The organism is Ruegeria sp. SCP10 (genome assembly GCF_040329495.1).
GTDB lineage: Bacteria > Pseudomonadota > Alphaproteobacteria > Rhodobacterales > Rhodobacteraceae > Ruegeria.
In genome coordinates this window covers 45,907-57,832 of sequence record NZ_JBDZYF010000002.1, presented here as the reverse complement: position 1 = coordinate 57,832, position 11,926 = coordinate 45,907, and the positions used below count along the sequence as shown (strand labels likewise).

At 59.1% G+C, this 11,926-nt stretch carries 11 protein-coding genes; 2 read left to right on the top strand and 9 right to left on the bottom strand.

The window, feature by feature from the left end; translation table 11 throughout:
* Positions 1-47 precede the first annotated feature (47 nt).
* Entirely contained in the window at positions 48-1,289 is a 1,242-nt protein-coding gene (locus ABLN87_RS06645) for an MFS transporter (RefSeq protein ID WP_353008467.1), read from the top strand.
* On the opposite strand, the gene hslV is transcribed toward ABLN87_RS06645, so the two are convergent.
* The gene (gene hslV, locus ABLN87_RS06640; RefSeq protein WP_353008465.1) at positions 1,281-1,838 is read right to left on the bottom strand and encodes an ATP-dependent protease subunit HslV; all 558 of its coding nucleotides are present in this window, start codon (positions 1,836-1,838) and stop codon (positions 1,281-1,283) included. The two genes, ABLN87_RS06645 and hslV, sit on opposite strands and share 9 nt — an antisense overlap.
* 197 nt (positions 1,839-2,035) lie before the next feature.
* On the opposite strand from hslV, the gene ABLN87_RS06635 reads away from it, so the two are divergent.
* Positions 2,036-2,230, top strand: coding sequence for a DUF1127 domain-containing protein (locus ABLN87_RS06635; protein ID WP_353008463.1), 195 nt, complete (start codon positions 2,036-2,038; stop codon positions 2,228-2,230).
* A 61-nt stretch (positions 2,231-2,291) separates the two neighbouring features.
* Here the strand turns inward: ABLN87_RS06635 and ABLN87_RS06630 are convergent, their stop codons facing one another.
* The 8 genes from ABLN87_RS06630 to tsaE all read right to left on the bottom strand — a co-directional run bounded on the left by ABLN87_RS06630 (position 2,292) and on the right by tsaE (position 11,888).
* Positions 2,292-2,654, bottom strand: coding sequence for a Lin0512 family protein (locus ABLN87_RS06630; RefSeq protein ID WP_353008461.1), 363 nt, complete (start codon positions 2,652-2,654; stop codon positions 2,292-2,294).
* Complete coding sequence (locus ABLN87_RS06625) at positions 2,651-3,001, bottom strand: Lin0512 family protein (RefSeq protein WP_353008459.1); 351 nt, start codon at positions 2,999-3,001, stop codon at positions 2,651-2,653. Before ABLN87_RS06625 ends, ABLN87_RS06630 begins: the two co-directional genes overlap by 4 nt.
* A 75-nt stretch (positions 3,002-3,076) precedes the next feature.
* On the bottom strand, positions 3,077-3,397 hold the full coding sequence (gene trxA, locus ABLN87_RS06620) for a thioredoxin (RefSeq protein ID WP_050604667.1): 321 nt from the start codon (positions 3,395-3,397) through the stop codon (positions 3,077-3,079).
* 60 nt (positions 3,398-3,457) lie between these two features.
* A complete protein-coding gene (addA, locus tag ABLN87_RS06615) occupies positions 3,458-6,817 on the bottom strand; it encodes a double-strand break repair helicase AddA (RefSeq protein WP_353008457.1) in 3,360 nt (1,119 codons plus the stop codon).
* Positions 6,814-9,738 carry a double-strand break repair protein AddB gene (addB, locus tag ABLN87_RS06610; protein ID WP_353008455.1) on the bottom strand — a complete coding sequence of 975 codons (2,925 nt, stop codon included), beginning with the start codon at positions 9,736-9,738 and terminating at the stop codon, positions 6,814-6,816. Before addB ends, addA begins: the two co-directional genes overlap by 4 nt.
* Complete coding sequence (locus ABLN87_RS06605) at positions 9,731-10,417, bottom strand: nucleotidyltransferase family protein (RefSeq protein ID WP_353008453.1); 687 nt, start codon at positions 10,415-10,417, stop codon at positions 9,731-9,733. Before ABLN87_RS06605 ends, addB begins: the two co-directional genes overlap by 8 nt.
* Positions 10,414-11,418 carry an aminoglycoside phosphotransferase family protein gene (locus ABLN87_RS06600; RefSeq protein WP_353008451.1) on the bottom strand — a complete coding sequence of 335 codons (1,005 nt, stop codon included), beginning with the start codon at positions 11,416-11,418 and terminating at the stop codon, positions 10,414-10,416. The genes ABLN87_RS06605 and ABLN87_RS06600 overlap by 4 nt, the downstream gene beginning before the upstream one ends.
* Entirely contained in the window at positions 11,415-11,888 is a 474-nt protein-coding gene (gene tsaE / locus ABLN87_RS06595) for a tRNA (adenosine(37)-N6)-threonylcarbamoyltransferase complex ATPase subunit type 1 TsaE (RefSeq protein WP_353008450.1), read from the bottom strand. The genes ABLN87_RS06600 and tsaE overlap by 4 nt, the downstream gene beginning before the upstream one ends.
* Positions 11,889-11,926: the final 38 nt, after the last annotated feature.

Genomic DNA, 11,926 nt, shown 5'->3' with positions numbered 1-11,926 from the left:
CGCTCTGATACAGTGATTTCAATGCCTTGCGGGTCAGGAGCGCAGAGATGACGAAAATCGCCAAGATCACCCTGTTATTTGTGGTGTTTGTGGACCTGATCGGGCAAGGCCTTGTTTTTCCGATAATCAACTCGCTGATCATGGAAACGAAATCGGGCTTCCTGCCCGACAGCACACCAGAGGGACAGCGGCATTTCTACTATGGTCTCGTGATTGGGTGCTTCTTCCTGTCCTGGTTTCTTGGTGTGGTCTATGTCTCGAAAGTCTCAGATTCCATCGGGCGCAAGAATGCTTTGTTGGTTTGTCTAGGCGGGGCGCTGGTGGGCTATGCTCTGACCATCGCGGCGCTCTATATGAACAGTCTGATCATGCTGATTGTCGGGCGGTCGATCACAGGGTTCACGGCAGGCAACCAGCCTATCGCGCAGGCAGCAATGATCGACGGCAGCACAGATGCTGCGGACCGTGACCGAAACATGGGGTATATCGTGACGGGCGTCAGCTTTGGCCTTGTGGGCGGCCCGATTATCGGAGCGGTCCTGTCAGATGCCGCCCTGCTGGGCAGCTACGCGACGCTGAAAACCCCGTTTTATGGAGCGTTTGTTTTGGTGCTGATCGCGATTTTCCTTGTAATGACATATTTCAAGGACACCCGCACCGAACGCGAGCCATTTGTCTTTCGCCCGCGCGATATCACTGACAGCCTGATCGCAGTGCGCGGCCACCCGATGGTTCTGAAAATCCTGCCGGTCTATTCCTTCTTCATGATCGCCAACGTGACCTTCTACGTCTTTGTCGACAACTTCCTGACCAGCCGTTTCGGCTATGGCGTGATAGGTGGCAGCATGGCGATGGTGGTCATTGGCTTTGCGCTGGCTTTTTCCAGCACATTCCTGGTCAAACCTGCACAAGAGAGGTTCAGCAAGCATCAGATCATTTACACTGCGCTGATCGTCATGGTGATCTGCGGGCTGGCATTCGCCTTCAGCCCCAGCGGCGTGCTTAGCTTTGTGCCGGTGTTCTTTTTCTACTTCCTGTTCGGCGTAGCCTACCCCACCCTACTGGGTCTGTTTTCATCATCCGTCAGCGAAACGGATCAGGGCTGGGTCATGGGCGTGACCACCGCAGTCTTCTGCCTGGCGGGTGGCATCATGTCCTTGATCGGCGGCGGGTTGATGAGCATCGATATCCGCGTGCCCTATTACATCGTCGTTGTGGCCGCGATTTTTGGTCTGATCGGGATGCACCGCCGCTGGAAAGGGAAAGAGATTAGGGCGCTGTTAGCCTGAGATTGTCTCGACCGTCAGGTTGCCGTTGGTGTAGACGCAGATATCCGCGGCAATCGCCATGGCCTCACGCGCCACCTGCTCGGCCTCCTTATCGCTGTCCATCATCGCGCGGGCTGCGGCGAGGGCGAAGTTCCCACCCGATCCGATGGCAGCCACGTTATGCTCGGGTTCCAGCACATCCCCTGCCCCGGTGATCACCAACAGGTCCTTGCCATCGGTGACAATCAGCATCGCCTCAAGCTTTTGCAGGTACTTGTCGGTGCGCCAGTCCTTGGCCAGTTCCACAGAGGCGCGGGACAGTTGGCCGGGCGTGGCTTCAAGCTTGGCTTCCAGCCGTTCCAGCAGTGTGAAGGCATCGGCAGTCGATCCCGCAAAACCAGCAACCACCTCAAACCCACCAGGCGACAGACGGCGCACCTTGCGGGCGGTGCCTTTGATCACGGTCTGGCCCAGGCTGACCTGCCCGTCCCCGGCGATGACAACCTGCCCACCTTTTTTGACGCCGATAATGGTCGTTCCGTGCCAACCGGGGAAATCGCTGTCTGCCATGAAAGCCTCCGTTCTTGTCGGCGTTATATATGGGCTGGCCGCGGGATCGGCGCAACCCGTTCTAATTCTGCGTAAAAGATATGCAATAGATGCAGATCGGGACTGTCAAACCAGCAATTGTGAGTCCGCATCGCGCATCCTACATGGGGCTTACAACCGACAACGGGTCGGCTGTTTCAAATCCAAGGACTGCGCACATGGCAACTACTGCAAATATTCATGCGCCGCTCGGAGCAGCTACCATTCTGCACGTAGTGGACGCGTTCTCAAACGCTCTTGAAACCGTTGTTGAATGGAACGAGGGCCGTAAAACCCGCAAGCTACTGTCTCAGCTGACCGATGCTCAGCTGGATGACATCGGTCTGGTTCGCGCGGATATCGCAAAGCTCTGATCCTTCGACCGGATCGCCAAATCGGAACAGCCGCCCGGACCCCCGAGCGGCTTTTTCTTTGTCAGCTCTGGACGTATTTCCCAACTTGAGAGGGCACAAAGGCCTCGATCGCGGCGGTGGCAACCACATGTCGCGTACCAGCGACCTTATCCTCTACATCCTGTCCGCCCAGAACCGCGCGCACTTCGGCCCGCCCGCGCGGCAGGTCGGCGGCAACCAGATCGCAATCGACCTGATCGGGGTTCTGTACACCGATGGTCACCTGCACTCGCATCTCAGCGTGGTCGATCCCGAGGGTCGAAAACAACGTGATCGAGGAATGATGCAATGCGTCCTGCACCGCCCGCCGCGCAGCTTTCGTGTAATCTTGACCGTAGAGGTCATTCCCCATTCCTATTTCAAGAATGATACGTTGCTCAGTCATTGCGCGACCTCCATATCAAACGAAACGGCCAATGCGGCATTGGCGATCACTGTTCGGCCCTGCCCGTCGGGCTTTTCGATATCAAGCCCACCCTTGGCGACTGAGACGCTGGGGGTGCCATAGGGGAACACAGCCAACAGCTGGTCGGTATCCACCAGTTCGGGCTGCTGAACTCCGATTTCGACATCGATGATCATCGCCTCTTTGGGAAAGCCAAACAGCTCGGCCATGTTGATCGAGTTGTGCCACAGCGCGTCCTTGATCGCCCGTCGCGCGGCTTCGGTGTAATCCTCCCGGCGCAGGGACGTTCCCATTCCGAATTCCACCAATACCCGTGTTTTGGCCATCTGCCCCCTCCGATCTTTCAACAAAAAAGGCGCCCAGGTACAGGCGCCTTTGGTCTTTCTCTGATCTCAATCGGATCAGATGGATTCGTCGATCCAGCTTTGCAGAGCGGCCTTCGGCGCCGCGCCTGCCCGGTTCGAGACGACCTGGCCGTCCTTGAAGATGAACAGCGCCGGGATGCCACGCACGCCCATGGCGGCGGCGGCGTTCGGGTTGCTATCCACATCGACCTTGGCGATTTTCACCTTGTCGCCATACTCGGCGGCCAGTTCTTCCAGCGCGGGGCCGATCTGTTTACAGGGGCCGCACCATTCGGCCCAAAAGTCCACAACTACGGGAACGGTCGAATTCTTGACTTCGGCGTCAAAGGTGTCGTCGGTAACGGCAACGGTCGACATATTCTGTCTCCTGAATGGGGTAAACTTGGGATCAGAACGTAGGTGCCGCCGTAGGGAAGGTCAAGATATCTGGGTGCGGGCCAGTGCGTCCGTCACAAGATCGTGTGGCAGCCACATCAGTTCTGCGCTGCGCGTCCAAAGGATCGCAGCGCGAATGGTCTTATCAGGATAGATCTGTGTCAGCGCCTGCGCATAAGCCCCCATCTGACGCAGCAGGCCTTCGGGGCAGGCTTCGGCGTTTGTGGGAACCGTAGCATTTGATTTGAAATCAATCACATGCACTTCGGTGTCGGTCACGATCAACCGGTCGATAACCCCATGCATGCGCTGCCCGTTTAGGTTGGCAGACACGGGAACCTCGGCCAGAGCATCGGGGGCGAATATTGGTTCCAGATGTGTGGCCGTCAGAACTGCTGTGGCTTCGGCCAGAAACTCATTTCGTTCCCCGTCCTGCATATCGGGCAGAACGCGGGCGCAAAGCTTGGGCCAGCTATCCTGCGCCATGCCGGGCAAATGCTCCAGCAGCAAGTGCAGCCGGGTGCCGCGCAGCTTTGCGACCTCTTCATCCTGACACGCGTCGCCAGGAAGCGCCTTGGTCCCGCCCAGATCGGATGGGCTGAGGGTTTCAAGGGTCTTAGGCGCATCTTGCGCGGGTGATTTGTAAAACTCGGGCAGATTGACGATTGCTTCCGACGGCTCTGAATGCGCGATAAGGGGCAAGGCATCCCAATCGCCATGCGCCAATCGCTGCGTATTTGATCCGTCCAGTTGTGTTGCCCCTGCCCGCGCCATCGCCGCCTCAACCATCTGATACCAGCTGGATCCATCCTTGCCGACATCGCCCGCAGCCGCCACAATCAACCACTTTTCAGCCCGTGTTAGAGCCACATAGAGCAGCCGCAACCGTTCATTTTCTTCCCGGCTGCGCGCCTCGTCCCGCGCCCGAGAAATCAGTTTGGGTGAGGCATCCGCTGGAACTTTCCAAAGCGGCACCCCATCTGCGACCATGATCTCGGCATCGCGCGGGGCCTGGCGTTTTCCTGTGTCGGGCAGGATCACAATGGGCGCCTCCAACCCTTTTGAGCCATGCACCGTCATGACGCGGATCATGTTGCCCACACCGCTCATCTGCCGTTTGATTTCCAGATCATCGGTCTGCATCCAGACCAGAAAGCCGGTCAGGCTGGGAATATCGGTGCGTTCGTAGGCCAAGGCCTGCGATAGCAGGGCATTGATCCCGTCCTCGGCTTCTGCCCCAAGCCGCCCGAGCAGTTTTCGCCGCCCGTCGTGGCGGGTCAGAATGCGCTCGATCAGGTCGTAAGGGCGCAGAAAGTCGATTTGGCTGCGCAGATCGTTGAGCATGGCGAGCGTTTCGGGGAATTCTTCCGCCCGGTTACGCAGCGCGGCCCAAAGATAGGTTTCCTGCCGTCGATGGGCCAGATCAAACAACGCCTGTTCGGTCCAGCCGAACAACGGGGATTTTAAAACGGTGGCCAGCGCCAGGCTATCCTCAGGCGTGGCGAGAAAGCTCAGCAATGCCGCAAGGTCTTTGACCGCCAGTTCTGCGCCTACTTTCAATCGATCCGCCCCTGCGATGGGCAACCTTTTGGCCTTACACGCGCGTATGATCTCGGCAAACAGGTCTGAGCGGCGCTGAACAAGAATAAGAAAATCACCCGGCTGTATTTTGCGGCGCACGAAAGTGCCGGGCTCCTGACCGTCCTCGGGGATCGTTACATCGCCATCGATCATTTCCTGGATCGATGATGCAATCTGGTCGGCGAGAAGAACGGTGTGATGGCGCGATCCGGGCCGATCTACCGGGTCGGTCCAGTCGCCGTCTTCATCATCCTCAACCCTCTCAATTGCTGGCCAAAGATCGACACGCCCTGGCAGGCTTTCTTTGAAAGCAATGTGAAGCGCCTCGTCCTGAAAACCCGCTTCAGCGTGCTCTTCAAACAGAATATTAACTAAAGAAAGGATCGCGCTTGAGGAACGAAAGGAATAAGCAAGCTTAGATTTCTCCAACTTAGAGCCTGATTCTGCCAATTTCCGTCCAAACTCTGCCCGCATCCGATCGAAGGCTTGCGGGTCAGCGCCCTGGAACGAATAGATCGACTGTTTTTTGTCCCCGACCACGAAAATCGTGCGCTCGACCCCCGACCGGGCCCCTTCCCCGCTGGTGAATTCCTGTGCCAGTTTTTCGATCACATCCCATTGATCCGGGCTGGTGTCCTGCGCCTCGTCGACCAGAATGTGGTCGATGCCACCATCCAGTCGATACAGCACCCATTCCGCCACGGCCGGGTCGTTCAACACTTGTCGCGCGCGCAGGATCAGGTCGTCGAAATCCAGCCAACCGCGCAGCTGTTTGCGGCGTTCGTATTCCGGCAGGAAGGCGGCGGCAAAGCGATGCAGAACCGCTGTTTTCTGCGCGGCAACCAGCGCCAGGCGTTGTTCCCGTGCGGCTTCGACCCGCAACATCAGCGCCTCAAGCTGGGGCATTTGGTCGGCTAGAGCGCCTTCGCGTAGCGCTTTCGTCGGGAAAGCGCCGATCTTGGCAGAAAACGGGTCTTTTGCAGCCCTACCCGTCAGCAAAGCCCCTTCGAGCACCGGAAGTTGCGTCAGCCGCGCCTCGGTGAATCCGGCCAGTTTTTCCGCCGCCTTGGCATTGTTGCCGCCGCTTTCCGTAAGTGCAGGCACGAGGGATTGAATCAGCTCAACTTCATCGCCCATAAACACTTGGGACAGCAGGTTATTTTCATCAAACCCATTCGGCAGACCAAAGCGATCCAAAAGGTCAGGCCATTGCAAAGGCTGATCAAACAAGCTCCGCCTTTGGGTCACTGCCGCTGTCAGCCTGTCAAATCCGGTATCGGTGATGAACCGCGCGACGTCTTCGATCAGAGACGCCTGAGGGCTCCCGGCGAAATCTTCGATGATTTCCTCACGCAACAAGGCTGCGGCGCGGTCTTCCATTTCCGCAAATTGGGGGCTGACGCCCGCTTCCAACGGAAAACGACGTAAAAGTGAGGCGCAAAATGAATGGATCGTCTGAATTTTCAGCCCACCCGGCGTTTCGATCGCACGGGCAAACAGGGTCCGCGCCTGCGCCAGCCGATCCGGATCAATCGCCCCTGTTACTCCCAAATCGACCAGTTCGCCTTCAAGGCTGCGGTTGTCCAGCATTGCCCATTCGCCGAGGCGTTTGAACAACCGGTTTTGCATCTCGCTGGCCGCAGCCTTGGTGTAGGTCAGGCATAGAATATGCTGCGGCTGCACTCCATCCAGCAAAAGCCGTGCCACGCGGTCGGTCAGAACCCGTGTCTTGCCCGAGCCCGCATTGGCGGCCAACCAGGTCGAGGCGTCGGGGCGCGCGGCCTGTACTTGCCGCTCGGTCGCATCGTTGCGCGCGGTCATGTCAGGTCCTCTGGCCGGGTTTCGGCAGAACGGTCCCATTCACCGAACCGCGCCAGATGATCATAGTCGCCAATATCGGTGTCCTTGTGCAGCATCCGGCGAGATGAAAACCCTTGATCAGGCTCTAAATAGGCGGAAATGAGCTGTTTTAGCTCGGTGAGGACCTTCTCGGTCGGTTCTTTGACTAGGGGGGCTGCGACCTCTTTGTAGCTGCCACCCATGCCGATAAAGTTCGCCTGGGCCACGTCTGTTGGGTCGATCCCTTCAATGGCACCTTGTTCGGCCATCGCCGCTTCGATCAGCAATTGCTTGTCGAATTTGGCCTGTTGGCTTTCGCTCGGCGGCACACCGGTTTTGTAGTCGATGATCCGCAACGCACCCCGGCTGTTGCGGTCAATCCGATCGGCGCGTCCGGCAATGGTGAAATCTAGTGGAGTCAGCGCCAGTTTCATTGCCGCTTCAAATGCCACCGGTCCACCATCACCGCGTCGGGCAGTCTCGGCACGCAGAAAATCGTCGGCAATTCGGTCCAACCGCGCTAGCCAAAGCTTGCGGGCGGTGGGCCATGCGACGTGCTTTTCCAGCAAATCATGGGCGCGTTTCAGGAAATTCTCGCGTGTCAGCAAGGCGGTGTCCAACACGCTTTCCTTGACAAAATGCTCAAGGATTTCATGCACAACGATCCCCCGCAGCAGGGCATCTGGCGCTTGCACCAAAGGGTCAAGCGGCCTTAGGCGCAGCACATGTTTGGCGTAGATCGCGTAAGGGTCGCGGATCAGACATTTGATCTCGGTCACCGACAAACGGCGCGGTCGCGCAGCAACCGGAGGGCGCGGCGATGGCCGGTGTGCAGGGTCGATCCTGGGCGCGTGTTCCAATGTCTTGGCCCAACTCAGGTAGGTTTTCCCCCGCCCCTTCATGCCAGACAGTGCCGCTTGTCCTCCCTGATCTGGCAGGCCATTCAGTAGATTGGTCAGGCGGTTCAACCAGCGGGACGGAACGGTTTCCGCATCATCCGAGCGGGTTGCGCGGGTCAGCCAAACTTCGGGCGCGCCGATGGCCTGTTGAAAATCATGTGCCGAAAGACCGATCCGGCGTTCTGGCAGCAACAGGCCTGCCTTATCGCGCATCTGACGGTTCAGCCAGGGGTCCGGCGACGGAGCCTCGGGCCAGTTGCCTTCGTTCAGGCCGCCCAGAATCAGCAGATCAGCCCCTTGCACCCGCGCCTCAAGCGTGCCCCAGATCATGATATGGGGATGCGGTGCGTCGCGGTCGCGCACCTCTTCTCCGGCCAGCAATGCCCCCAAAAGGTCGGCGAAATCATGTGCGGTCATTGGGCCGCCATGTTGGGCCTCATCTTGCAGGGTGTTCAGGACGCCCAGCGCCTTTTGGCCTGCGTTTTTGTCCCAGAGCGTACCTTGTTCTCCGGCAGAACCAGCCGAGATCGCTTGGGCCAGATCTCGTAGCCGTTTAACCCAATCGGAAAGCGGATGCGTGCCCGAAACCTGCTGATCGCAGAAATACTGACCAACCCAGCCAATCCAGTCTGCGGATGCTTCGGTTCGGATGGACGAAGCCGTTAGGCTGACACGATCCGGAAACGGGGTCCCATGGCGCCGCAGGTCTAGTTCCAGATCGCGGGTCTGTAGCAGATGGGCGCCACGCTCTCCACCATCATGGCAGAGGGGGTGTTTCAGAAGGGTCAACAGCGCCTCACCGTCCAGTCGCCGGGCAAACAGGCCCGCAACATGACGCAGGAACCGGCCCGGAGGTGACAGATGCAAGGGCAGACCCGCGCTGTCATCGGGCAAAATGTTCCACCGGTCCAACGCTGCACTGACTTGCCGGGTCAGCATCCTGTCGGGGGTGATCAGCGCTGCTGTCTGGCCAGTTTCGGCGGCCTCACGCAGGCGCAACGCGATGGCCAGTGCTTCGGATCGGGGTGAATCCGCCTCGACCAATGTCAGGTCTTTGGTTGCCTGATCCAGATCTGTCAGTTGCGGCCCTTCGGACATCCACGCATCAGTGATGGGTGCCGGGCGTAACGCCAATGATACCAATCTGTTACGCGCGGGTGAGGGGGGTTCGCATCCTGTCCAAGACTGGACTTGATCTGGGGTCAAGCCCAGCTCTCGCATCAACTTTCGGAACCGGAACTGCGGATGGTCTTCCGAAATCAGCGCCTCATCCAACCGATCCCAGACCGCTCGCGGCTGGTCGAAATCAAACCCCGGCAGAATCAAGGCGCCTTGCGGCAATCGGGCGATGGCCTGCATTAGCATCAAAGTGGTGCCACGCGACCCGGTTGAGCCCGCCAGAATGACCGGGTGCTGAGGAGGGGCCTCTGCCCACCGCGCGATCAGCGCCTCAACCACCCGGCGTTGCCGGGCTTGCGCGTCCATCGCCCGATCGCCCGCATCAACAAAGTGATCCGCGATCCCGATAAAGGCCTGTGCGCGCGCCCAATGCCCGGACAAATCACTGACATCCAGCTGACGGATCGCATCGGGATGCACACCTTCGCCCTGCATCTCATCAATCAATGCGGCCAGGCTGTCGGACAGATCGAACAGCGAAGCCCGCGCTGCCAAATCCGGTTGTTGATCCAGCAGTTTGGCGACCAGCTGTGTCAGTTCCAGCCGCCGTCGCAGCGGCGGGATGGCGGCTGGAATTTGTGCCAGATCAGCGCTTTCGCCCAGGTCTGTGACCAAAGACAGCCGGGGCAGCAGGCAAGGCGGCCCCTGATCGAACAGGTCCCGCACGCGGCGTGCCATCCGGCGGGTATTGACCACCAGTTGCAACCGGGCCAGCGCCTCGGGCGGGCCAGCGCTGCGTTGGCGTAGCCCGTCAACCAGCGCTTTGGGAAAATCCGCGCCGGGTGGAACGCCAAAGACACGGGGCAGGGGGCTGGCGTCAAACATCGGCCAGCAGCCCCTCGGCCAGCGCGATCCCTTCGGGTCGCCCAACGTCGCACCAGCGGCCGGGATACTCGACCGCAAACAGGCGGCCTTGCGCGTGCATCCGGTTCCAAAGCAGGTTCAGCGAAAAGGCAGGTTCAGCGAAATCCTGCAACCCATCGGTCTTGATGATCTGCGCCCCGCCATAGACCAGCCCTGGCCCGCGGGTGATCCGACCGTCTGCATCGGCGGTGAAATCCCCGTCACCGCCGTGACCAATCGTGCGTCCAATCGGGATACACATCAGCAGCGCATCCATGCGCTCGGGATCCCACGCTTGTTGCAGCAATGTCAAAGGGTTCGGACCGGCCCAGATGGCATCTGTGTTCATCGTGAAAACCGGGTTCGAGCGCAGCAGGGGCAAGGCGGCACGTAACCCGCCGCCGGTCTCCAATATCTCGGGCTCTTCCCGCGACAGGAGCACACCCTTGGGTGTCAGGTGCGCGTCCAGTTGATCGGCGCGGTAGTGCAGATTGGTCACAATCCGCTTCGGGCCCAGCGCTTCAACATGATCCAGCGCGTGATCGATCAAGGCGCGGCCAGCCACTTCGATCAGCGGTTTGGGGCGGTCCTTCGTCAGCGCGCCCATCCGGGTGCCAAACCCGGCAGCAAACATCATGACAGCGGTTGGAGTGTCGGTCATGCGGCCCTCAGCTTGGCCAGATTGTCGGGCGTGGGTTCGGGCAAAGCGTCTCGCAGCAATTGGGCCACCGGGATCAGGGCAGGGTGTTCCAGATCGCGCATCAGATGAGACCAGGTGGCCGGGATCAGGTCGATGTATTTCGGCTTGCCGTAATCCACGGCCAGACGAGAGAAACCGCCCAAAATGCGCAGATTTCGCTGTGCTCCAAGCACCGCATAGGCAGTTCTAAAGTCGTGATCGTTTGCACCAGAGGCGGCGATGTAGCGATTGATCATCTGCATTTCGGTTCCTGCGGAAACCGAGCGGCGCACATCCTGCAACAGCGACACCAGATCATAGGCCGGGTGCCCCAGCATCGCGAGTTGAAAGTCCAGCAATCCGACACGTTGCACGCCGTCCCGGTCCGGCAACCAGACCAGATTCTCGGCATGATAATCCCGCTGGATGACAACTTTCTGACCGGAAGTTTCCTGATGCAGCAGGTCCGAAAACCTGGTTTGAAACCGGTCCATCGCTGCGTGATCATAACCGCCCTGAATGCCTTGAGCGTATTTGGTGAACGACAGGGCCGAAAGGTCAGTCATCAGGGCAGGGTCGTATGACGGCAGTGACAGCAGTGGCGCCTGATGCAGGTGCACCAGAACATCGGTTGCGGCCTCATAAAGCTGTCGCTCTTTACCCGGATCATGATCCAGAACACGCGCAAACAGATCGTCGCCAAAATCCTCTAGCAGCAGAAAGCCGAACTCGGAATCTTCCGCGTAGATTTCTGGTGCATTCAACCCGGCCGAGCGCAGATAGTTGGCGACACGCACAAAAGCGTCGACATCCTCACCTTTCTCAGGTGGTGCATCCATCAGAACGGCAGTCCGACCGGTCGCCGGGTCGGTCAGCCGTTCATATTGTCGGTTCGAGGCATCCCCTGCCAGGTGCGCGCGTTGGGCACCAGCCCATGGCGTCTGCGCGATCAGGGCCTCGGCCAATATGGCACGGTTTGTCATGTGATCGCCTCTAGCTTATGCGTCCATTTCGGGTCAGACCACGTAAGTGTCAGATGCCGTGTTTCGGTTTCATTCGGATCTGTCTCAAAGGTCATGGTCAGCGCGGATTGTGGAGTTAAAGGACCTAGCTTATCGGGCCATTCGACAAGGCAGATTGCCCCATCAAAGGCTTCGATCAGGCCCAGTTCTTCAACCTCATCGACCGAGCTGATCCGGTAGAGATCGCAGTGCCAGATTTCGCCTGCTGCAGTGTCATAGGCCTGCACCAGCGTGAATGTAGGTGAAGGCACGTCCTCGGGCACCTGCATCAGAGATTGGATCAGGCTGCGTGCGAAATGGGTCTTGCCGCTGCCAATCGGACCTTCCAGTAGTAGAACATCGCCAGCGGCCAGTTCCGTCCCCAATCGGGCCGCCAAAGCGAGGGTGTCTTCGGGTGAAACCAGGATCATGGAATGGGACGGTGTCGTCATGCCGCCACAATGGCCCCACGCCCGGACGGCTGCAACCC

Excerpts from the sequence above, each read along its gene's own strand:
- ABLN87_RS06645 (WP_353008467.1), top strand. The coding sequence starts at position 48 with ATGACGAAAATCGCCAAGATCACCCTGTTATTTGTGGTGTTTGTGGAC.
- hslV (WP_353008465.1), bottom strand. The coding sequence starts at position 1,838 with ATGGCAGACAGCGATTTCCCCGGTTGGCACGGAACGACCATTATCGGC.
- ABLN87_RS06635 (WP_353008463.1), top strand. The coding sequence starts at position 2,036 with ATGGCAACTACTGCAAATATTCATGCGCCGCTCGGAGCAGCTACCATT.
- ABLN87_RS06630 (WP_353008461.1), bottom strand. The coding sequence starts at position 2,654 with ATGACTGAGCAACGTATCATTCTTGAAATAGGAATGGGGAATGACCTC.
- ABLN87_RS06625 (WP_353008459.1), bottom strand. The coding sequence starts at position 3,001 with ATGGCCAAAACACGGGTATTGGTGGAATTCGGAATGGGAACGTCCCTG.
- trxA (WP_050604667.1), bottom strand. The coding sequence starts at position 3,397 with ATGTCGACCGTTGCCGTTACCGACGACACCTTTGACGCCGAAGTCAAG.
- addA (WP_353008457.1), bottom strand. The coding sequence starts at position 6,817 with ATGACCGCGCGCAACGATGCGACCGAGCGGCAAGTACAGGCCGCGCGC.
- addB (WP_353008455.1), bottom strand. The coding sequence starts at position 9,738 with ATGTTTGACGCCAGCCCCCTGCCCCGTGTCTTTGGCGTTCCACCCGGC.
- ABLN87_RS06605 (WP_353008453.1), bottom strand. The coding sequence starts at position 10,417 with ATGACCGACACTCCAACCGCTGTCATGATGTTTGCTGCCGGGTTTGGC.
- ABLN87_RS06600 (WP_353008451.1), bottom strand. The coding sequence starts at position 11,418 with ATGACAAACCGTGCCATATTGGCCGAGGCCCTGATCGCGCAGACGCCA.
- tsaE (WP_353008450.1), bottom strand. The coding sequence starts at position 11,888 with ATGACGACACCGTCCCATTCCATGATCCTGGTTTCACCCGAAGACACC.